The sequence below is a fragment of the Pedobacter sp. B4-66 genome, from assembly GCF_018492665.1.
In the GTDB taxonomy this organism is placed as follows: Bacteria; Bacteroidota; Bacteroidia; order Sphingobacteriales; family Sphingobacteriaceae; genus Pedobacter.
The window spans coordinates 144,402-166,354 of sequence record NZ_JAFVME010000010.1; the positions used below are offsets into that span (position 1 = coordinate 144,402).

Genomic DNA, 21,953 nt, shown 5'->3' on the forward strand with positions numbered 1-21,953 from the left:
AACCAAAATATAATAGATGAAGCAGGTTGAAGATTCAGAGATTTTAGAAAAGTTCGCTAACACAAAAACTCGTAATGAAGCCTTTAACCTGCTTTTAAATAAATACCAACAAAAAATATACTGGCACATCCGCCGTATGGTAATAGATCACGACGATGCGGATGATCTTGTACAGGATGTTTTTGTTAAGGTTTGGAAAAACCTTGAATCTTTTCGCAGCGACGCTCAGCTTTATACCTGGATCTACAGGATTGCGACCAATGAGTGTATCACTTTCCTCAATAAAAAGAAACAAAGAAACAACACCCCATTAGATGAGGTATCAGACGAACTATCGGAAACACTGGTAGCTTCATCCTATTTTAATGGAGATAAAATACAGCTAAAACTACAGCAGGCACTCCTAACCTTACCCGAAAAACAAAGACTTATATTTAATATGAAATACTTTGATGAACTTAAATATGAAGAAATTTCGGAAATAACAGGAACCAGCGTAGGCGCTTTAAAAGCCTCTTTTCACATAGCAGTAAAAAAAATTGAAACTTTTATGCTAAATGAAGACATTACCTTTTAAACCTTTTGGCAATTAATGCATCAATACATTTGTAATGAAACAAGATTTTGAAAACGATGAATGGATGAAGGGACTTCGGGAAACCGGATTTACTACCCCTGCACATTATTTTGATGAATTGAGCCAAAGCATCAATGCCCGAATTAGTGCAGAAAAATTCAAAACCGTTATTCAAAATGACGGACATACAGTTCCGGATAATTACTTTGAAAAACTGCAAGCCAACATTTTAGCTAAAACTACCGCAGAAACAGACCAGATAGCAAAGCCTAAGGTGGTTCGTTTATGGAACTCTAGTCTGCTAAAATATGCTACTGCAGCCTGCTTTTTACTTGTAACTGGCTTAGGGCTATATTTCAACCAGCAAAACCCAGTTCAACAAACTGCCTATACAGATTTAGCAACAGACCAAATGTTATACGACATTGACGAGCAAGTTATTATAGATCATATTAGTAGTGCTGATATTACACAACCTAAATCAACAGCTGCAGATACCGACTTAGAAAACTATATACTAACTAATTATTCTCAAAACGAGCTTGCAACAAGTTTATAATTTATAGAAATGAAAAATTTAACCATTATAGCGCTCCTTTTTATATTTCCCCTTCTTGCAATGGCACAAAGACCAGATAACAGGAAACGTGAAGAGATTGAGTCTTATAAAATTGCTTATTTAACACAGAAACTGGAGCTATCAACTGAAGAAGCGAAGATCTTTTGGCCTATCTATAACGACTATCAAAAAGAGCTATCTGAACTGCGTAAAGAGCGTGGACAAAAAATGATCAGCTTTAAAAAGATGCCTGAAATTGACGAAATGTCTGACAGTGAAGTGCAAGCTTTGATCGTTAATGATTTTGACTTTAAACAAAAAGACCTGAACCTTGACAAAAAATATTATGCAAAACTAAAGTCAAGCTTACCGATTAAGGTTATAGGAAAATACTATAGAGCTCAGGAAACCTTTAAAAGAGAGTTGTTATCAAGATACCGTAATAACAAGCCTTAATTCTTACCTTTGTGTATGCTTACACAACGTCAGTTATTTCTTCAACATAACGCTCAAACAACATTAGAACCTCTTCTTTTAGAATTCAATAAGGCCAGCGGAATGTATCTTTATGATACTGAGGGCAAAAAATATATGGATTTAATAGCAGGCATTGGCGTTAGCAATGTTGGTCATTGCCACCCTGCCGTTGTAGAAGCAGTAAAAAATCAGGCAGAAAGCTATATGCACATTATGGTCTATGGTGAGTTTGTTCAAAGTCCACAAGTGAATTTTGCGAAAGCCCTTGCCGATGTTTTACCATCAAATTTAAACTGTACCTATTTTGTAAACTCAGGAGCCGAAGCTGTTGAAGGTGCAATGAAGCTGGCAAAACGTTATACTCAGCGTACCGAGATCATTTCCTGCAATAATTCTTACCATGGCAGCACTCAAGGTGCATTAAGTTTAATGGGTAACGAAGAGTTTAAACAGGCTTATCGTCCCCTGCTACCTCATATTAAATTTATTGAATACAATTCGTTACCTGATCTGGATTTGATCACTACAAATACCGCAGCTGTATTTGTTGAAACCATACAGGGAGAAGCAGGGATTAGAGTTGCCAATAAGGCATATTTTAAAGCGCTCAGAGAGAAATGTACTGCCACAGGCACATTGTTAGTGCTCGACGAAATACAATGCGGATTTGGGCGCACAGGCAAGCTATTTGGCTTTCAACATTTCGACATTGTACCAGATATCCTATTGTTAGCCAAAGGCATTGGAGGCGGTATGCCAATTGGTGCATTTATAACTTCAAAAGAAATTATGATTGCGCTGGCAACCAACCCGATACTTGGCCATATTACAACCTTTGGCGGTCACCCGGTTAGCTGCGCAGCAGGCTTAGCAACATTGCAAACAATTGTTAATGAAAACATAGTTGATGGCGTAACAGAAAAAGGAGAACTGTTTAAAAAATTACTCGTACATCCTGCAATAAAAGAAGTACGTGGTAAAGGATTAATGATTGCAATTGAATTTGAAAACTTTGAAACCAACAAAAAGATCATTGATGCGTGTATTGCCGATGGCGTAATAAGCGACTGGTTTTTACATTGCAGTAATTCAATGCGTGTAGCACCACCACTAATCATCAGCAATGAAGAAATAGAATACGCTTGTTCTGTTATTTTAAAGAATGTTGAGCTGGTAACAAAAGCTTAGCTCATCTTTTGTCGTTTAATCAGATAAGCTTGCAATATCGGATAAAATCCTGCTGAAATATCAGCATCGATCATGTCTATTTTATACTGTGTACACTTAAGTTGTATGGCTTGCCTATAATGACTCATTTTTGAGAGATAAGCCTCTTTTACTTTGGATGAATGTGCTTTAAGCTTTGCCCCTGTCTCCATATCAACAAACTCATAAGGACGATTTTCAAAGTTAAAATCTACTTCCTTTGATTTGTCGGTAACATTAAAAATAATCACCTCGTGCTTATTAAACTTTAAGTGCTGCAAGGCAGAAAACAAAGCTTCAGTATCATTCTCATCCTGCATGGTATTTAGCATATCGCTAAAAATAACTACCAACGACCGCTTATGAATCAATTCAGCAATTTGATGCAACGCCTGCTCTACATTGGTTTTTACATCCATCTTTTGAGATTTCAATATCCCCTCCAGATGGGTAAATAAATATTTTTGATGTGTAGTAGTAGATTTTGCGGGAGTATTTAACAGCAGATGATCCGTAAAAAGACTAAGCCCAAATGCATCTCGCTGCCGTTTTAATAAATAAATCAAGGCGGCTGTAGCCTGTATAGCAAAATTGAGCTTATTGTATTCGTTTACCGGAAAAAACATAGACGAAGAAACATCTATAATGAATTGGCAACGAAGGTTGGTTTCCTCTTCGTACCTTTTACTGAACAACTTATCTGTTCTGGCATACAGTTTCCAGTCAATATTTTTAACACTATCACCAACATTGTAAAGCCTGTGTTCGGCAAATTCAACGGAGAAGCCATGAAACGGACTTTTATGAAGACCGGTAATAAAGCCCTCTACCACCTGTCGGGCAAGAAGCTCTAAATTACTGTTAAAGTGTAAGGCTTGTTCATCAAATGGCGACTGCATAGTGTAAATATAAAAAAAGCGTTCATAAGTTATGAACGCTTTTTAAACTAGTGTATTTTGAATTACACTAATTGCTTATCTAATTTCTGCGCTAATACAGATTTTGGAACTGCACCAACTTGCTTATCGACAACCTGACCGTCTTTAAAATACAACAATGCAGGAATGTTGCGGATTCCGAATTGAGTTGAGATCTGTGGGTTGTTATCTACGTTAACTTTACCAACGATTGCTTTTCCTTCGTATTCTTTTGCTATCTCATCTACTGATGGTCCAACCATGCGACATGGACCACACCATTCTGCCCAAAAATCAACCAAAACGGGTTTATCTGATTTTAATACAAGTTCTTCGAAGTTTGCATCTGTAATTTCCAAAGCCATAATTCTTATTTTAATTTTATTTATTTTTCCTATTGAAATCAACTGTTAACAGCCTGTAGCATAAACTCTGTGAGTATAAATTTACAGGTATTGTTGATGCAAAGATATAATCAATTGTAGTGCCATCAACTTTACTAATGCCAAAATGACATTAGTTCAACTTAGGGTGAACATCCAAACTCTTCAATTGATCTAAAAAATGATTGCTAGGATTGATTTTAACTGACTTAGAAGGCATTTTAATGTTCACATTCTGCTCCCTATCATAAATCTCAAAAAGTAACTGGCAATTTTGCTGATCAGTATTGGCCTTGTTGTCTTCTAATATCGCATTAATTTGAGTCATAAAGTCATCATCTATCCGCTCAAGTGGTACCTGGATGGTTACGGACTTAGCCAATTTATCTCTTAATTCCGAAAGTAGGTTAATAGAAGTGATCTTAAACTCCCAATCGCCCTCTTTTCTAAATCTTTCTCCAACCCTTCCGCGAATTTGTAAATAATAACCATCAGTTAGAAACTGTTTAAACTTAATGAAGTCATCACCAAATAAAGCAAGTTCACAAGTATCCTCATAATCTTCAAAAACCATGGTTCCAAAAGGTTTTCCAGTTTTAGTCATTCTTTGCGCTGCCACCACTACCAAACCACCTACAACCAGTTCTCGGTTTTTTATTCCCTCAAACTCAGCAAGCACCTCTTCATTGGTATCTCCGGTTCTTATCTTGTTAACAATAGAAAGATGTCTAACCTTTTGCTGGCAAAATTCATTTAATTCTAAGCGGTAATTATCTAAAGGGTGGCCACTCAGAAAAATCCCGATAGCATCCTTTTCAAACTTTAAACGATCAATTAAGGTCCATTCCGGAGCAACCGGAAGTGATGGTTCCGAAATCATATCGGCCACTGAACCTCCAAATAGAGATGATTGCGATGAGGATTCGTTATTCGCAAAATCATTGGCAAATTTGATAAGCTTCTCTATTCCGTTCATCTTATCATTAATACCTACAAAGAAATACTGCGCACGGTGATAGCCAAAGCCATCAAATGCACCACTATAAACAAAACTCTCATATGCTTTTTTGTTTACAGTACGCGTATTAGACCTTTTAGCAAAATCATGAACGTCTTTATACATTCCATTAGCATTTCGGTCTTCAATAATACTTTCTACAGCTTTATCACCTACCCCCTTAATACCAGACAATCCGAAACGGATTTCGCCCTGAGGATTTACGGAGAACTTAATACCTGATTCATTAACATCCGGACCAAGTACCGGAACTCCCATTTGCTTACACTCTTCCATAAAAAAGGCAACCTGCTTAATGTCACTCATGTTGTTCGAAAGTACAGCAGCCATGTATTCAGCAGGATAATGTGCTTTTAAATAAGCAGTCTGGTAGGCAATCCAGGCGTAACAGGTAGAGTGAGATTTGTTGAAGGCATAAGATGCAAAAGCTTCCCAATCTTTCCATATTTTTTCAAGTGTGGTAGGATCATGTCCCTTTTCTGCTGCCTGAGCAACAAATTTAGGTTTCATCTTATCCAGCACTTCCTTTTGCTTTTTACCCATTGCCTTACGCAAAACGTCGGCCTCACCCTTGGTAAAACCGGCAAGCTTTTGCGACAGCAGCATCACCTGCTCCTGGTATACAGTAATACCGTAAGTTTCCTTTAAATACTCTTCGCAGGCATCAAGGTCATACTGAATTTCTTCCTCGCCATTTTTACGGCGAACAAAACTTGGAATGTACTCCAATGGTCCCGGGCGATAAAGTGCATTCATGGCAATTAAGTCACCAAAAACCGTAGGTTTTAGCTCCTTCATGTATTTCTGCATTCCGTTACTCTCGTACTGGAAAATACCTATCGTTTCCCCTCTTTGGAAAAGTTCGTATGTCTTTTCATCATCAATCGGAAAACTATCAGGATCAAGCTCTACACCATGCCCAAGTTTTACAAGCTTAACAGTATCCTTAATAAGAGTTAATGTTTTTAACCCTAAAAAGTCCATTTTTAGCAATCCCGCACTTTCTACAACAGAGTTATCAAACTGCGTTACATACAGATCAGAATCCTTAGCTACAGAAACAGGAACGAAATTCGTAATGTCATCGGGCGTAATAATTACCCCACAGGCATGTATACCTGTGTTACGTAATGAACCTTCCAAAATCTGCGCCTGCAGGATGGTTTCGGCACTTAGATCCTTAGCCCCTGATAAAGCTTTTAGCTCTAAAACCTTTTCGTATTCATCAGCCCTTAAGGCCTCTTTTAATGTCTTTTCATCAAGATTAAAAATCTTGGCCAGCTTCATATTAGGAATAAGCTTGGCTATTTTATCAGCTTCAAAAAGTGGCAAATCTAATACACGGGCGGTATCTCTGATAGAAGATTTTGCCGCCATGGTACCATAAGTAATGATTTGCGCAACTTGATTTGAACCATATTTTTTGATTACATAATCCATTACCCTTCCACGACCCTCGTCGTCAAAGTCGATATCAATATCGGGCATGGAAACACGATCCGGATTTAGGAAACGCTCAAAAAGGAGGTCGTACTTAATCGGATCTATATTGGTAATCCATAAACAATACGCAACTACCGATCCCGCAGCAGATCCACGGCCTGGTCCTACCGAAACATCCAGATTCCTGGCTTCGGCAATAAAATCCTGCACAATAAGGAAATAGCCGGGATAACCAGTTTTTTCGATGGTTTGCAACTCGAAATCCAGTCGTTCAGTAATTTCCGGTGTAAGCTCTCCGTAACGTTTCTTAGCCCCTACATAAGTAAGATGACGAAGAAATTTATTCTCTCCGCGTTTACCACCATCTTCCTCATCCTCTACAACTAAAAACTCTTCCGGAATATCGAACTTAGGTAAGAGTACCTCACGTGCAAGTTTGTAGATTTCAATTTTATCTACAATGGTTTGTATGTTTAAAATAGCTTCAGGGACATCGGCAAAAAGCGCCTTCATCTCATCAGCAGATTTGAAGTAGTATTCCTGATTAGGCAAACCATAGCGGAAACCACGGCCGCTACCTATTTGAGTAGCTTGTTTCTCGCCATCTTTTACACAAAGTAAAATATCGTGCGCGTTTGCATCTTTTTTACCAATATAATAAGTGTTATTGGTTGCCACCATTTTAACCTCATGCTTGCGCGCCAACGAAATCAAAGAAATATTTACGATGTTCTCATCATCCTGATTGTGGCGCATCAGCTCGATATAAAAATCATCGCCAAATTGTTCTTTCCACCACACCAAAGCCTCTTCAGCCTGGCGCTCTCCGATGTTCAGCAATTTACTGGAAATCTCTCCGTAGAGGTTTCCAGATAGTACAATGATGTCTTCTTTATATTGTTCAATAACTGCCCTATCTATCCTTGGAACATAGTAAAATCCTTTTGTATAGGCAATGGACGACATTTTTGCAAGGTTGTGATAGCCGTTTTTATTTTTTGCCAGCAACACAATCTGATAACCATTGTCCTTGCGTTTTTTATCCTCATGGTTATCACAAACAAAAAACTCGCACCCTACAATCGGCTTTAAAATTACGTCTGTAGGTTCTTCTCCCTTTTCTATTGCAGCGGCATTTTTAGCCTCAACCCCTTTATTGTGATTAAGTACTTGAGCAACAAAATGGAATGCCCCCATCATATTCGCATGATCGGTCATTGCAACAGCAGGCATTTTCTCGGCCGCAGCCGCCTTTATCAGCGCGGGTATATTAATAGTCGACTGTAGAACAGAAAACTGTGTGTGGTTATGCAAATGCGCAAATGCGGCATTTTTCAGTTCTTGTTTATTGCTGGCAAGCTCCTGTTTAGAGGGACCACCACTTGTTTTTTGCAGCCTTTTTCTGATATCATCAGAGGCTGACTTAAGGTTGATGTGTGTTAAACCAATTCGGTTTATTACTCCCGGATTCTTTTCTTTAAAAAGACGAAGATAGCTTTGATCTGTCTGTAATTGTTCAGGTCTGAAAGCATCAATTTTAAGCAACTGAAAAAAGCAACGTGTAGTTGCCTCCACATCCGCAGTAGCATTGTGCGCCTCCGAAAATGGCTCTCCAAAAAGGTATTGATGAAGCTCAGTTAAATTAGGCAATTTAAACCTGCCTCCCCTACCACCCGGAAGGCGTAATAACTCGGCAGTAGTTTCAGTACAGGTATCCAAAACAGGCATTTGTGCCATAGGGCTTTCCACTCCCATCCGGTGAAATTCGCAACCCATGATATTAACATCGAAACCTATGTTTTGGCCTACAATGAATTTCGCTTTAGAAAGCGCAATGTTAAATTTCTCTAAAACTTCTTGCAATCCAATCCCTTGCTCCTGAGCAAGCTCAGTAGAGATACCATGAATACGCTCTGCATCATACGGAATATTAAATCCGTCTGGATTTACAAGATAATCTTGATTTTCGATCAGGTTACCTAACTCATCATGTAACTGCCATGCAATTTGGATACACCTGGGCCAATTATCTGTATCAGTAATTGGGGCATTCCAATTGCGTGGTAAACCTGTAGTTTCGGTATCAAAAATCAAATACATATTGTAATTAAATTACTCGTTTTGGAAATCAAAAATGGAAGTCCAAAAATACGTATTTTTTGCCTGTGATGTAAGGTGTTTCTAAATTTAAAGGTCAGGCTAGTGCTGTTTCATCAGATGAAACAATGTGATGTTCCTGAGAGACAAGCTTTGAGGTGTCGTAACCACGTTGCTCACATCTGTTAATAATTCCGGTAAGCAATTTATCCGAAAGCACAGGCTTGCGTGACAGGACAGAAAGATGTCTGTACTTAGGATGGCCAACCACGGCATATGAGTAATCGTCGGCTAATTCTATCACCCAATAATCAACCTTAAACGGCCACACGTATTGCGCCTTTAGCGTAGCATTATTGCTACCTCTGGTTACAAACAGTTTAGACCGGGTGTACCTTTGTTCATTAGTTCCAACCACTTTGTAAGTAGTAAAAACTGCATAGTAACCATCCGGATGAATAACATATGTTTCTGTGGTTTGATACCAGTCTTTATCCATTATAGTAGGTATCGAACATATAGAATACCACTTGCCTGCATAAGACATTATATCAACCTTTTGTACTGGTACATTTTCCATAAGCTCCCCTAATTTTTCGCCCTATCAGCAAATGTAAATTCTTTATCATAAAACCAGCAATAAAGAATAAAGTTTTAAAAACCATTTTTTAAACTCATGTATTTTTCTAACTTCGAAGGGAAGGTAACATATGTAAAAAACTAAATTTATGAAGATAACGGTTGTAGGTGCAGGTGCCGTTGGCGCTACCTGTGCAGATAATATTGCCAGAAAAGAATTAGCTGAAGAGTTAATTTTACTGGACATTAAAGAAGGTTTTGCAGAAGGCAAGGCAATTGATATGATGCAAACGGCCGCTTTATTAGGCTTCGACACTAAAATTACCGGTGTTACCAACGATTATGCCAGTACTGCAGGATCTGAAGTTGTGGTCATCACCTCGGGCCTACCCCGTAAACCAGGCATGACCCGTGAAGAGCTAATTGGCATTAACGCCGGCATTGTAAAAGGTGTTGCCGAAAATATCTTAAAACACTCGCCTGACACCATCATTATCGTAGTTTCCAATCCAATGGATACCATGAATTATCTGGCTTTAAAATCAACAGGCCTACCTAAAAACCGCGTATTAGGAATGGGTGGAGCACTAGATTCATCCAGATTTAAATATTACCTTAGTCAGGAATTAGGCTGCTCTCCAGCTGATTTGAACGCTGTTGTTATTGGTGGCCATGGAGACACCACCATGATTCCTTTAATTAACCACGCTACATGGAATAGTATTCCTGTTACTCAATTCTTATCTAAAGAACAGCAGGAAAAAGTTGTTGCCAGCACGATGGTTGGGGGCGCTACTTTAACTAAACTGATTGGCACATCGGCATGGTACGCACCAGGAGCAGGAACTGCTGCAATGGTTGAAAGTATTGTGCGCGACCAGAAAAAACTAATTTCATCGGGAGTGTATTTAGATGGCGAATATGGCCAAAAAGATATTTCGTTAGTTGTTCCGGTAATTATTGGCAAAAATGGCGCTGAAAAAATACTGGACATTAAATTAAGTGATACTGAACAAGATACATTTAACAAAAGTGCTGATGCTGTTCGTAATATGAACGCAGTGCTTCATGAAATGAAACTCGTTTAAACGAGGGTATATAGAATAGTTTAAATGAGACCAATCTCAATACCCTTAATTCTAATAAGCTTACAAGACGACGGTTTCCACCTATTGGTGGAAATTGTTGTTTTTGGACAAAAGTTATTTGCCGTGGTTGATACCGGCGCTTCCAGATCCGTTTTTGACAAAACTTTCCTAAAAGATCACCTTAAAGAACTGGAGCATAGCGAAGAAACTCAAGCTACAACATTATTTTCTACCTCAAGCACTTTGCAGGCTGTAATACCAGCTATAAAGATAGGCAGTCTGGCATTGAAGAACTATGAAACTGTTGCCTTGGATTTGGAAGCTGTAAACCAAGCATACGAAGGTCTTGGGCACCCACCCATCATAGGCATTATCGGTAGTGATCTGTTATTGAAATATCAGGCGGTCATCAACTACAAAAAAATGAAACTCTATCTTTATAAATAGATTTACCAAACTAAGAAAATCAATTTTTTGCATTTTTTTTTGATCCGAAGTCTGCATCGGCTCTTCGACGGCTTTTGTACGGACCTCGTTCGACTATGGTCGAACGAGGTCCGAACAAGGTGCGTTTAAACGTGGTACGAGGGACGACTATGTTTTAGGTTGCAATTCGAATTTTTTCCAAGTCCGAAGCTAAAACAAGCCCAATTTTATTGAGTTGCAAAACCAATTTAATTCAAACATCAATTAGATACTATTGATGTTTGAATTAAACTTACATAAAAATACAAATACTAATTAACAAAAACCAATCTATCATTGGTAATTTATTTTGCCTGGCAGCTTGTTCGGCATTAATAGGATGATGACAAGGTAAACATGTCACAAAAAAAGAGGTCTGAAAAACAGACCTCTTTAATTTATATTCTTGAATGCATAATGACTAAGCATCAATCTTAGCATATTTTGCATTTCTTTCGATAAATTCTCTCCTTGGAGCAACATCATCGCCCATAAGCATAGAGAAGGTATGATCGCACTCTGCAGCATTTTCAATTGTAGCTTGCATCAGTGTACGTGTTGCAGGGTTTAAGGTAGTATCCCACAATTGTTCTGCGTTCATCTCACCCAAACCTTTATAGCGTTGAATATGTACGCTTTCTTCTTTACCAGCACCTTTTAAACGCTGTACAGCAGCATCACGTTGCTTATCGTTCCAGCAATATTCAAACTCTTTACCTTTTTTAACCTGATACAACGGTGGCGCAGCAATGTAAACATAACCGGCCTCAATTAACGCCTTCATATACCTAAAGAAGAAGGTAAGAATCAAGGTAGTAATGTGAGATCCGTCGATATCAGCATCCGTCATGATTACGATTTTATGATAACGAAGTTTTGTAAGATTTAAAGCTTTGTCATCCTCAGGTGTTCCAATACTTACACCAAGAGCGGTAAACATATTCTTGATCTCGTCATTTTCGTAGATCTTATGTTCCATTGCTTTTTCAACGTTCAGGATCTTACCTTTTAGAGGAAGGATGGCCTGAAAGTTACGATCTCTACCTTGTTTAGCAGTTCCACCTGCGGAGTCTCCCTCCACCAGGTATAATTCGCATTTTTCCGGATCACTATCTGAACAATCGGCAAGTTTACCAGGAAGGCCTGAACCTCCCATAACACTCTTACGCTGCACCATTTCGCGAGCTTTACGCGCCGCAGCACGAGCAGTAGCCGCAAGAATTACTTTATTAACGATTGACTTTGCTTCTCTAGGATATTCTTCAAGGTAAATACCAAGTGCCTCACCTACAGCAATATCAACCGCACCCATAACCTCAGAGTTACCAAGCTTAGTTTTAGTTTGACCCTCAAACTGAGGCTCCTGAACTTTCACTGAAATTACTGCGGTTAAACCTTCTCTAAAGTCATCGCCTGTGATTTCAAATTTAACCCCTTTAAGCAATCCTGATTTATCAGCGTAAGCTTTAAGTGTTCTGGTTAAACCTCTTCTGAAACCGGCAATGTGTGTACCACCCTCATGTGTATTGATGTTGTTTACATAAGAGTGAACGTTTTCTGCATAACTGTCGTTGTATTGCAAAGCAAGCTCAACAGGAATGCCGTTTTTAATTCCTTCAACATAAATTGGCTCAGCAATTAATGATGGACGGTTACCGTCAAGGAATTGAACAAATTCTTTTAATCCACCTTCAGAATGGAAAAGTTCTGTACGGAAAGTTCCGTCGTTATTTACTTCACGTTCGTCTGTAAGTGTTAATTTGATGCCCTTGTTTAAGAAAGACAACTCTCTTAATCTCGAAGCTAAAGTATCATAACGATACTCTGTAGTTTGGGTAAATATGGTAGCATCCGGCGTAAAGGTTACAATTGTACCACGTTTATCGGTTTCGCCGATAGATTTTACTTCGTATAATGGTTTACCAATGTTGTACTCCTGAACCCAGATTTTTCCTTCTCTGTGTACTTCTGCTCTTAAGTGAGTTGATAATGCGTTAACGCAACTTACCCCCACACCGTGTAAACCACCAGAAACTTTGTAGGTATCTTTATCGAATTTACCACCGGCGTGTAGTACCGTCATTACGATTTCTAGTGCCGATTTTTGTTCTTTCGTGTTAATTCCTGTTGGAATACCACGTCCGTTATCTTCAACTCTTATCGAGTTATCTTCAAGAATATTTACATAAATGGTATCGGCGTGTCCTGCCAATGCCTCATCAATCGAGTTATCTACAACCTCATACACCAGGTGATGTAAACCTTTAACTCCTGTATCGCCTATATACATCGAAGGGCGCTTACGCACCGCTTCTAAACCTTCTAAAACCTGTATATTATCTGCCGAATAATTTGAATTAGGATCCTTTTCTTCGCTCATATATTTAAATAAAACAATTAGACTCAAATTTAACCATTTATGGCCAATTAACGGCAAATGTGGATAACTATTTGACTTAAAACTGAGGAAAAACATCCGAAAAAAAACAGTTCTTTAGGATACTAAATTTGAAATTTTATATTTGTTGAAATTTATCACTCAGGAATGGGCAGGAGGATAGGTTTATAACCCAGAAAAAAACAAATTAAATACTAATGAAAACAAAAACAACATTAGGCAGTATTGCTACTGCTGTAGCCATAGTTTCTTTAATGGCATCTTGTCAAAATAAAGATGAAAAGACTGGTACAGCTGCAAAATCGGAACCAGCTACTGTTTCAAATAACGAGAAGATTGTTTATGTGAACTCTGATTCATTACTAACAAAATATCAGTATTTTAAGGACATTAAGGTAAAATTAGAAGCAAAATCTAAAACAGCTCAAGCTGATCTTGGATCTAAACAACAAGCTTTTCAACGTGAGGTTGCTGCTTACCAACAACAGGCAAATACTTTGCCAGCTGACCAAAGAGCTGCTACTGAAGAAAGACTTGCGCGTAAACAACAAGAATTACAAGCGTATCAGCAAAATGCAGGTGCTGCACTTCAAACTGAACAAGCTGCTGAAAACGAAAAACTTTACGACAAAGTTGCTGATTACCTAAAAGGTTATGCAAAAAAGAAAGGCTTTAAAATGGTGTTAACTTATTCTAAAGGTAACAGCGCTATTTTATTTGCTGACGAAAGTTTAGATGTAACCAGCGAAGTGATTGTTGGATTAAATGATACTTACAAACCAGCTGCAAAATAATGCAGGTTTAATAAACATATCAAATGCCCCGATAATTCGGGGCATTTTTTTTGCACCCCAAATAACATGGACAAATTAAAAGAACACGAGAAATTCATGAAGCTGGCGATTCAGCTTTCTGAAGAAAATGTTTTAGATAAAATGGGCGCTCCATTTGGTGCCGTAGTTGTAAAAGATGGAAAAGTTATTGCAAAAAGTGCCAACATGGTTATAGCCGACAACGACCCTACTGCACATGCAGAGGTTGCTGCCATAAGACTGGCTTGCAAGAAACTGAAAACATTTGATTTGAGCGGTTGTGTAATCTACACCAGCTGCGAACCATGCCCTATGTGCCTCAGCGCTGTTTATTGGGCTAGTATCGATACCATTTACTACGCAAACACCAAAATAGACGCTGCTGATATTGGTTTTAGCGATAAGTTCATTTATGATGAAATGCATAAATCGATGGCAGATAGAGTGCTCCCTTTTAAGCAAATGATGAGAGATGACGCACAAAGAGCTTTTAAACTTTGGAACAAATCTGCAGAGAAAACAGAATACTAGCCATTTCTGTAACTTGTAGCTCCTTTATAGCGTCTTATATCTAATCAAGCAATTAAACACTCAGAATGGATAGTTACAGACAAAAAGTAGAGATTGAACTGGAATTTTGGAAGAGAGATATCCTAAAAAAGCCGTCTGTTTTGAACAAGGTTACCGATGGTATCCAGAAAAAGATAAACGGTTATATTCCTGATAAGGTTCATGATGCCATTACTGCAGCCATTAAGGGTATGACAAGGGCTGTTCTTTATGGCTCTACGTACACTACCTCATCTACCCCTCCTGAAGAAATGAGCTTGATTCATCGGGAGGCACTTGTGCGCGAAAAAATAGACAGCTACTCTAAAACCGGTGCTGCAGAGGGTGGGATAACCGGGGCAGGTGGCTTTTTAATGAGCATGGCTGATTTTCCAATACTTGTAGGTATAAAAATGAAAATGCTCTTTGAAATTGCGGCCTTGTACGGTGTTGACGTGAAAGACTTTAGGGAACGTTTATACATTCTTTATATTTTTCAACTCGCTTTTTCTAGTAAAGAAGGTGCTCAAAAGGTGTTTGTGCACATGCAGGATTGGGATGAAAAGCTTCATATACTTCCTGAAAACTCTGATAATTTCGATTGGAAAACATTTCAGCAGGAATATCGAGATTATATTGATATTGCTAAACTAGCGCAATTATTACCTGTAGTTGGCGCTGCAGTTGGCGCCGTTGCCAATTATCAGTTAATTAAAAAGCTTGGAAAAACGGCTACCCAGGCTTATCGGATGCGTTTGAAAAAAGTGGAATAGTTATTCCTCTTCTTCAAATAACCCACCAATCAGATCGTCGGTTTCGCGTCTGTCTTTTTTAGTTGGCCTTCCGGTTCCCCTGTCTCTTTTTAAAGCCGGAGCATGAAACATAGATTTGAATCCATGTGTTTCCTCAAGAGGAGTAATGTCCTTGTATTTAGTTACGGCAATTTTAGATTCTACTCTATTGTACAAAAGCTCAACAACTTCTATTACTTTTTTTTCTATCCCTCTTGATACCTGATAAACTTCGCCGGGCTTAACGATGGCAGATGGCTTAAGATTTTGGCCATTAAATTTAACACGACCAGCCTTGCAGGCCTCTGTAGCTAAACTTCTGGTCTTAAATAATCTTATTGCCCACAAGTACTTGTCAATACGTAATTTTTCCTTTTCAGTCATAAAAAATCAAAAATACACAAGAAAACAATGCTCAATACATAAAATTCATTTATTTTGTCAAAAATTAAACAAACAACATGATAGCAGAATTAAAAAAGTTAGTAGAAGCCGCTTGGGAAGATAGAACTTTATTAGAATATACGGAACATTGTGAGGCAATTGAAACCGTAGTTATGCAGTTAGATAAAGGTGAATTGCGCGTTGCTGAGCCTATTCTAAATTCATGGGGTGTAAATGAATGGATCAAAAAAGCTGTTATTCTTTACTTCCCCATCAGACAGATGAAAGTAAGTGAGTCAGGGCCTTTTGTGTTTCATGATAAAATGAAACTAAAAACCAATTATAAAGACCTTGGAGTAAGAGTAGTACCTGGTGCGAGTGCTCGTTATGGTGCTTTCCTTGCTAAAGGTGTTATCATGATGCCTTCTTATGTAAACATTGGTGCTTACGTAGATGAAGGTACAATGGTTGATACTTGGGCTACCGTTGGTTCATGTGCGCAAATTGGAAAACATGTTCACTTAAGTGGTGGTGTTGGTATTGGTGGTGTTCTTGAACCTATCCAGGCTGCTCCGGTAATCATCGAAGACAACTGCTTCTTAGGCTCAAGAGCTATCGTAGTTGAAGGTGTTCGTGTTGAAAAAGAAGCTGTGTTAGGTGCTAACGTAGTGTTAACCGCTTCAACAAAAATTATTGACGTTACTGGAAGTAGTCCTGTTGAATACAAAGGTATTGTTCCTGCTCGTTCGGTAGTTATTCCTGGTAGCTATGCAAAACAATTCCCTGCTGGCGAATACCACGTTCCATGTGCATTGATTATTGGTAAACGTAAAGAATCTACAGATAAAAAGACTTCACTTAATGATGCATTAAGAGAAAACAACGTTGCTGTATAAGGTGTAAAAACTTTTATCAGTATAGATTTAGAGAGAGCCTGATCATTTTATGATACAGGCTCTTTTTATTTACTTGTTACCGAGTTTTCATTACTGTTTGGTAAGTTTTCATTACCTGTGCTGCACAATTCTTATTGCTAAATTTTTCTGCATGCACAAATCCTTTTTGGATCATCGCTTGCACATCCGCCCCTCCTTTTAGCACCGTCAACATGCTATTGGCAATTTCTTCTGGCTTATCTGGATTAACATAAAATGCAGCATCTCCTCCTGCCTCTGGTAAACAGCTAACAGAAGACGTAATAACCGGTACACCTACACTTAACGCCTCAAGTACTGGAATACCAAATCCCTCGAAATAAGAGGGGTATATTAACGCCTCCGACAAGCTATATATTGCAGGCAAATCTGCCGAATTAACATCTTTTAGAAAGGTGATTTTATTACTGAGGTTGTTCTTTAAGATGAAATTATCGATCTCGCTTTTGTATTTACCACTCCCCTTTCCAATCACGACTAAGTTAACTTCGTTATCCTTTTCTAACAGTTGAACCGCCTTGCAGATATTCAGCAGATTTTTCCTTTCAATAATTGACCCAACTGAAAGGAAAAACTTGGAAGGTAAACTAAACTTGGCAGCAGTTAATTCTTTCTGTTCTTTAGATATTGATGGATTAAAACTACTATCGCAACTTTGGTAACATACATCTATCTTATTAGGATCTGTTTGGTAGAAATCGACAATATCCTTTTTGGTTTGCTCGCTAATGGCAATTATTCGGTCGGCATACTGACAGGCGTGTCTGAACTTTCTTTGATATAATTTAACATCCAAAGGATTATATTGCTCCGGATAATGTTCAAAAATTAAATCGTGAATGGTTACAACAGATCTAATGTTAGTTCGATGAATATTCACGGGGATTTCATGGCTTAACCCATGAAAAAGTTCTATATCAAGATCAATAAGATCCTTTGTCATCCATTTACTTCTCCATAAAGAGGAGAGCTTACGGGAGAAAAATCCCTTTGGTAGAACCTCATGAATATTCTTGCCATCTAAAGAATACTGCTTTGAAGGCTTTGGATTGAGCATAAAATATTCGTTGTCAGGAAAAAACCGGGCAAGATCCAACACCAGTGTTCTACTATAATTTCCTAACCCTGTATTGTTATGATAGGCTCTCTTTGCATCGAAGGCAATTCTCATATCACATTTAAAATTGAGGCGAAATATACAACAAATTAAAAACTGAGCCTCAACAAAAACGAATTTTGCCTACTTTTATAGGCTAAACAAACTCTATATGTTAAACGATCAGATTAGACAAGCGCTCGCTGTACTTAAAGATGGTGGTGTAATTCTTTATCCTACCGATACTGTATGGGGATTAGGCTGCGATGCTACTAATGAACAAGCTGTAGAAAAAATTAATGCCATTAAAGGTCGTAGTAGTGATAAAAGTTTTATCATTTTATTGGATACTGATGCTAAACTGCAAAGTTATGTTACCGAAATCCCCGAGGTTGCCTATGATTTAATTGAATACACTGAAAACCCTTTGACTATTATTTTTTCGGGAGCAAAGAACCTCGCAAAAAATGTAATTAATGTTGATGGAAGTGTAGGAATTAGGGTTGTTAAGCATGATTTCTGCGAGCAATTGATATATCGTTTTCGTAAACCCATCACCTCTACCTCTGCTAATTTATCTGGCCAGGCTACTCCAAAAACCTTTGATGAGATAAGTGATGAAATTAAAGATGCCGTTGACTATGTTGTAGACTGGGAGCAGGACTTAAACATTGATAAAAAACCATCAACTATAATGAAATTAGCACCTGGAGGACAGTTTTCCTTTATTAGAAGGTAAGTTTTACTACTTTTGCAAACTCAGCAATGGAAAAACACCTACAACATCCTGTTTTTAAAGTTCTGGCAGGTATAGCTGCTAAACACAACATTGAAGCCTATGTTATTGGCGGATATGTGCGAGATATTTTCTTGAAAAGACCATCAAAAGACATCGACATTGTTGTACTTGGCAATGGAATTACTTTTGCGGAACTAGTAGGTGCGCAACTTAAAACAAAAGTGGCTGTTTTCAAGAATTTTGGAACAGCAATGCTTAAGTTTCAGGATTTGGAAATTGAATTTGTAGGCGCAAGGAAAGAGTCATATCGTGCGGATTCGCGCAAGCCAATAGTTGAAAATGGCACAATTGAAGATGATCAGCTTAGACGCGATTTTACCATAAATGCGTTGGCTATTTCTTTAAATAAAGACAATTACGGAAGTCTGGTTGATCCTTTTAACGGAACAGAAGATCTTACAAATAAATTAATGAGGACTCCACTAGACCCGGAGCTTACTTTTTCTGATGACCCTTTGCGCATGATGCGCGCCGTTCGTTTTGCCAGTCAGCTTAGTTTTACTATTGACGAAGCGGCAATAAACGCAATCAAAAAACAAAAAGAAAGAATCAGTATCGTTTCAAAAGAACGCATCACTGATGAACTTAATAAAATCATTTTATCCTCCCTACCTTCTGTGGGCTTCAAGTATTTATTTGATACTGGCTTACTGCACTTGATTTTCCCACAAATGGCCAATTTATATGGCGTGGATATAATTAACGGGAAAGGGCATAAAGATAATTTTTATCATACCTTACAGGTATTAGATAATATTTGCACAGTAACCGATGACCTTTGGTTACGTTGGGCCGCTATTCTGCATGATATTGCCAAACCGGCAACAAAACGTTTTGAAGAAGGTCATGGCTGGACTTTTCATGGTCATGAGGATAAAGGTGCAAGAATGGTTCCTCAAATTTTTGCTCAACTTAAACTTCCTCTTAACGAAAAGATGAAGTATGTTCAAAAACTTGTTCAGTTACACCTTCGCCCTATTGTATTGGCGCAAGAAGTAGTAACTGATTCGGCAGTTAGACGTTTATTATTTGATGCCGGAGAGGATATCGAAAGTTTGATGTTACTATGCAATGCCGATGTAACCACCAAAAACGAATACAAGGTAAAAAAATACAGAAACAACTTTGAACTGGTAAAACAGAAGCTCAAAGATGTTGAAGAACGTGACAAAATCAGAAACTGGCAACCACCAATTACAGGAAATGACATTATGCAGGTATTTGGTTTGGGGGCAGGAAAAGAAGTAGGCATTATCAAAAATGCCATTCGTGAGGCCATTTTGGAGGGAGAAATAACAAATTCCTATGATGAAGCGTTACAGTTTATGCTCGAAAAAGCAAAAGAACTGGGCCTTTTACCAGTAACTCGTTAATACAATTATATAAAGTATATTTTATTTTTTAATTTTATAGCTAGAAAATAAGCTCAAATGGCAATTTATAGATTTAGAATAAGTTTCGAAGATTTCGATGAAGTAGTAAGGGAAATAGATATTAAATCGACCCAAACATTTGAAGATTTACATAAAGCAGTTCACCGTTCAACCGGTTACTCTGCCGAAAAATCTTCGTCCTTTTATGTGAGTACAGATAATTGGATAAAAGGTGATGAAATAGCTTATTTACCAAATCAGCGCAAAATAGACAGAGGTGTTGCTTTAATGGAAAACTCCAAACTGAGTAGCTTCATTGAAGATCCACACCAAAAATTCTATTATATATATAATTTTGATCGCCCTTTTGATTTTCATGTTGAACTGATAAAGATCATACTGGAAACTGATCCTAACATCGAATATCCTTACCTGGTTAAAAGTACAGGTGAAGCTCCCAAAATTATTGAAAAAAATAATTTTGGCTCGGTTGCTGTATCCTCAAATCCTGTTTCAACAGATTTCGATTTCTTAAATGAAATGGATTTTGTACCGGAAGACACGGACGAACTTGAAGCAATGGGTGGCAGAGGTATCAATACTGAAGAAAAAGGTGAGGATGCTGAAGAGGAATCAGAAGATGAATCAGATGAATTCTCTGATAATGACAATTACGAAGACGAAGAATACAATAGTAAAGAAGATTACTAATGCCGAATATGGCATCAGCTAAGACTTTAATTGTTATTGTAGGCCCAACGGCAATAGGGAAAACTGCTTTAGCTATCGAGATAGCAAAGCAGTTTTCTACTGAAATTATTTCCGCAGATTCCAGACAATTCTTTAAAGAAATGGAAATTGGTACTGCTAAACCTTCTACTGAAGAGTTAGCTGCCGCCCCACATCATTTTATTAATTCCCACAGTGTAAAAACACTATTCAGTACCGGCGACTTTGAAGTGCAGGCTCTTAAACTAATGGATGAATTGTTTAAAAAACATGATCTTTTAGTTATGGTTGGCGGTTCTGGTCTCTATATCGATGCCATTTGTAAAGGTCTTGATGATCTTCCTAACACAGATATCAACATTCGAGAACAGCTAAATGAGCAGCTTGCATCACAGGGAATTGAATCTATAAAAACTCAACTGAGCGAGAATGATCCTGAATATTATGCAAAAGTAGATCAGGCCAATCCTCAGCGAATGATAAGAGGACTGGAGTTTTTTCTATCCACAGGAATGAAACTATCTTCTTTCCTTACTAATAGTAGAAAAAAAAGACCTTTCAACATTATTAAGATTGGTTTAAATACAGACCGCGCTGTACTTTACAATAGAATTAACCTAAGAGTTGACCAGATGATGGATCTGGGCTTACTAGATGAAGTAAAGTCACTACAGGACTATAGAAGCTACAACGCCCTAAATACAGTGGGTTATTCGGAGCTTTTTGCTTATCTGGATGGAGAAATAGACTTGGAACAAGCTGTTGATAAGATCAAACAAAATACGCGTCGCTTTGCTAAAAGGCAATTGACTTGGTTTAGAAGAGATGACACCACCACCTGGTTTGAGCCAAACCACACTGATGAAGTCATCACTTACATTAAACAGGCTTTAACTTAAGCTTGGGCGGTTGGCCCACCAAAGTTCATAGGGAAACCCGGAGGCTCCTCCTGAGTCTTAATACGTCCGTTTATAGCTTCATATTTTTCTATATTATCCTGCATTGCTGCCAATAATCTTTTTGCATGTTCCGGGGTAAGAATAATACGCGACTTTACTCTTGCTTTAGGTACACCAGGCATTACTCTAATAAAGTCAAGTACAAATTCTGTATTTGAATGGGTAATAATAGCCAAATTAGAAAATATGCCCTCTGCAATCTCTTCAGAAAGTTCTATGTTAAGTTGGTTTTCGTTGTTTTGTTCTTCCATATAACAAACTTAGATATTTTTTATAGTAAAAAAAAAGTCCCCCGACTTTTAAAGAAGGGGGACTTTTA

At 38.0% G+C, this 21,953-nt stretch carries 22 protein-coding genes; 14 read left to right on the top strand and 8 right to left on the bottom strand.

Annotated features, from left to right (window positions below; genetic code table 11):
- Nucleotides 1-16: 16 nt before the first annotated feature.
- From J1905_RS17325 to J1905_RS17340, 4 genes are read left to right on the top strand one after another with little or no spacing between them, the layout of a single operon-like run.
- On the top strand, nt 17-577 hold the full coding sequence (locus J1905_RS17325; protein WP_214228545.1) for an RNA polymerase sigma factor: 561 nt from the start codon (nt 17-19) through the stop codon (nt 575-577).
- Nucleotides 578-611: 34 nt separating this feature from the next.
- Complete coding sequence (locus J1905_RS17330; protein WP_214228546.1) at nt 612-1,136, top strand: hypothetical protein; 525 nt, start codon at nt 612-614, stop codon at nt 1,134-1,136.
- Between the two features lie 9 nt (nt 1,137-1,145).
- Nucleotides 1,146-1,592 (top strand): hypothetical protein, encoded by a 447-nt coding sequence (locus tag J1905_RS17335; RefSeq protein ID WP_214228547.1) that lies wholly within the window; start codon nt 1,146-1,148, stop codon nt 1,590-1,592.
- A 15-nt stretch (nt 1,593-1,607) separates the two neighbouring features.
- Nucleotides 1,608-2,801, top strand: coding sequence for an aspartate aminotransferase family protein (locus tag J1905_RS17340; protein WP_214228548.1), 1,194 nt, complete (start codon nt 1,608-1,610; stop codon nt 2,799-2,801).
- Here the strand turns inward: J1905_RS17340 and J1905_RS17345 are convergent.
- The 4 genes from J1905_RS17345 to J1905_RS17360 all read right to left on the bottom strand — a co-directional run bounded on the left by J1905_RS17345 (nt 2,798) and on the right by J1905_RS17360 (nt 9,257).
- A complete protein-coding gene (locus J1905_RS17345) occupies nt 2,798-3,718 on the bottom strand; it encodes a DUF58 domain-containing protein (RefSeq protein ID WP_173090955.1) in 921 nt (306 codons plus the stop codon). The two genes, J1905_RS17340 and J1905_RS17345, sit on opposite strands and share 4 nt — an antisense overlap.
- Nucleotides 3,719-3,780: 62 nt before the next feature.
- On the bottom strand, nt 3,781-4,101 hold the full coding sequence (gene trxA / locus J1905_RS17350; protein ID WP_214228549.1) for a thioredoxin: 321 nt from the start codon (nt 4,099-4,101) through the stop codon (nt 3,781-3,783).
- A 151-nt stretch (nt 4,102-4,252) separates the two neighbouring features.
- Nucleotides 4,253-8,680, bottom strand: a complete 4,428-nt coding sequence (dnaE, locus tag J1905_RS17355) for a DNA polymerase III subunit alpha (protein ID WP_214228550.1) — start codon at nt 8,678-8,680, stop codon at nt 4,253-4,255.
- 94 nt (nt 8,681-8,774) lie between these two features.
- Nucleotides 8,775-9,257: a lipocalin family protein gene (locus tag J1905_RS17360; protein WP_214228551.1), complete on the bottom strand. Its 483-nt coding sequence runs from the start codon at nt 9,255-9,257 to the stop codon at nt 8,775-8,777.
- 148 nt (nt 9,258-9,405) lie between these two features.
- Here J1905_RS17360 and mdh point away from each other — a divergent pair, with 148 nt between their 5' ends.
- Both mdh and J1905_RS17370 read left to right on the top strand, forming a co-directional pair.
- Complete coding sequence (gene mdh, locus J1905_RS17365; protein WP_173090959.1) at nt 9,406-10,344, top strand: malate dehydrogenase; 939 nt, start codon at nt 9,406-9,408, stop codon at nt 10,342-10,344.
- A 24-nt stretch (nt 10,345-10,368) separates the two neighbouring features.
- Nucleotides 10,369-10,791: a retropepsin-like aspartic protease gene (locus J1905_RS17370; protein ID WP_214228552.1), complete on the top strand. Its 423-nt coding sequence runs from the start codon at nt 10,369-10,371 to the stop codon at nt 10,789-10,791.
- 439 nt (nt 10,792-11,230) lie between these two features.
- Here the strand turns inward: J1905_RS17370 and gyrB are convergent, their stop codons facing one another.
- Complete coding sequence (gyrB, locus tag J1905_RS17375) at nt 11,231-13,189, bottom strand: DNA topoisomerase (ATP-hydrolyzing) subunit B (RefSeq protein ID WP_214228553.1); 1,959 nt, start codon at nt 13,187-13,189, stop codon at nt 11,231-11,233.
- A gap of 215 nt (nt 13,190-13,404) precedes the next feature.
- Between gyrB and J1905_RS17380 the strand changes: the two genes are divergently transcribed.
- From J1905_RS17380 to J1905_RS17390, 3 genes are all read left to right on the top strand, one after another.
- Nucleotides 13,405-14,001 carry an OmpH/Skp family outer membrane protein gene (locus tag J1905_RS17380; RefSeq protein ID WP_173090962.1) on the top strand — a complete coding sequence of 199 codons (597 nt, stop codon included), beginning with the start codon at nt 13,405-13,407 and terminating at the stop codon, nt 13,999-14,001.
- A gap of 66 nt (nt 14,002-14,067) precedes the next feature.
- On the top strand, nt 14,068-14,550 hold the full coding sequence (locus tag J1905_RS17385) for a nucleoside deaminase (RefSeq protein WP_214228554.1): 483 nt from the start codon (nt 14,068-14,070) through the stop codon (nt 14,548-14,550).
- Nucleotides 14,551-14,615: 65 nt separating this feature from the next.
- A complete protein-coding gene (locus J1905_RS17390; protein WP_214228555.1) occupies nt 14,616-15,341 on the top strand; it encodes an EcsC family protein in 726 nt (241 codons plus the stop codon).
- Here the strand turns inward: J1905_RS17390 and J1905_RS17395 are convergent, their stop codons facing one another.
- A complete protein-coding gene (locus J1905_RS17395; RefSeq protein ID WP_108206565.1) occupies nt 15,342-15,743 on the bottom strand; it encodes an RNA-binding S4 domain-containing protein in 402 nt (133 codons plus the stop codon).
- Nucleotides 15,744-15,820: 77 nt separating this feature from the next.
- Here J1905_RS17395 and J1905_RS17400 point away from each other — a divergent pair, with 77 nt between their 5' ends.
- Nucleotides 15,821-16,639, top strand: coding sequence for a 2,3,4,5-tetrahydropyridine-2,6-dicarboxylate N-succinyltransferase (locus tag J1905_RS17400; protein WP_214228556.1), 819 nt, complete (start codon nt 15,821-15,823; stop codon nt 16,637-16,639).
- A gap of 76 nt (nt 16,640-16,715) precedes the next feature.
- On the opposite strand, the gene J1905_RS17405 is transcribed toward J1905_RS17400, so the two are convergent.
- Nucleotides 16,716-17,849, bottom strand: a complete 1,134-nt coding sequence (locus J1905_RS17405) for a glycosyltransferase family 4 protein (protein WP_214228557.1) — start codon at nt 17,847-17,849, stop codon at nt 16,716-16,718.
- A 97-nt stretch (nt 17,850-17,946) separates the two neighbouring features.
- Here J1905_RS17405 and J1905_RS17410 point away from each other — a divergent pair, with 97 nt between their 5' ends.
- The 4 genes from J1905_RS17410 to miaA are packed head-to-tail and all read left to right on the top strand — an operon-like array spanning nt 17,947 to nt 21,574.
- Entirely contained in the window at nt 17,947-18,513 is a 567-nt protein-coding gene (locus J1905_RS17410) for an L-threonylcarbamoyladenylate synthase (protein ID WP_214228558.1), read from the top strand.
- Nucleotides 18,514-18,539: 26 nt separating this feature from the next.
- The gene (locus tag J1905_RS17415) at nt 18,540-19,946 is read left to right on the top strand and encodes a CCA tRNA nucleotidyltransferase (protein WP_214228559.1); all 1,407 of its coding nucleotides are present in this window, start codon (nt 18,540-18,542) and stop codon (nt 19,944-19,946) included.
- Between the two features lie 57 nt (nt 19,947-20,003).
- The gene (locus tag J1905_RS17420; protein ID WP_214228560.1) at nt 20,004-20,657 is read left to right on the top strand and encodes an IS1096 element passenger TnpR family protein; all 654 of its coding nucleotides are present in this window, start codon (nt 20,004-20,006) and stop codon (nt 20,655-20,657) included.
- A complete protein-coding gene (gene miaA, locus J1905_RS17425) occupies nt 20,657-21,574 on the top strand; it encodes a tRNA (adenosine(37)-N6)-dimethylallyltransferase MiaA (RefSeq protein ID WP_214228561.1) in 918 nt (305 codons plus the stop codon). Before J1905_RS17420 ends, miaA begins: the two co-directional genes overlap by 1 nt.
- On the opposite strand, the gene J1905_RS17430 is transcribed toward miaA, so the two are convergent.
- Nucleotides 21,571-21,885 (bottom strand): DUF3467 domain-containing protein, encoded by a 315-nt coding sequence (locus J1905_RS17430; RefSeq protein ID WP_048907295.1) that lies wholly within the window; start codon nt 21,883-21,885, stop codon nt 21,571-21,573. The two genes, miaA and J1905_RS17430, sit on opposite strands and share 4 nt — an antisense overlap.
- Nucleotides 21,886-21,953: the final 68 nt, after the last annotated feature.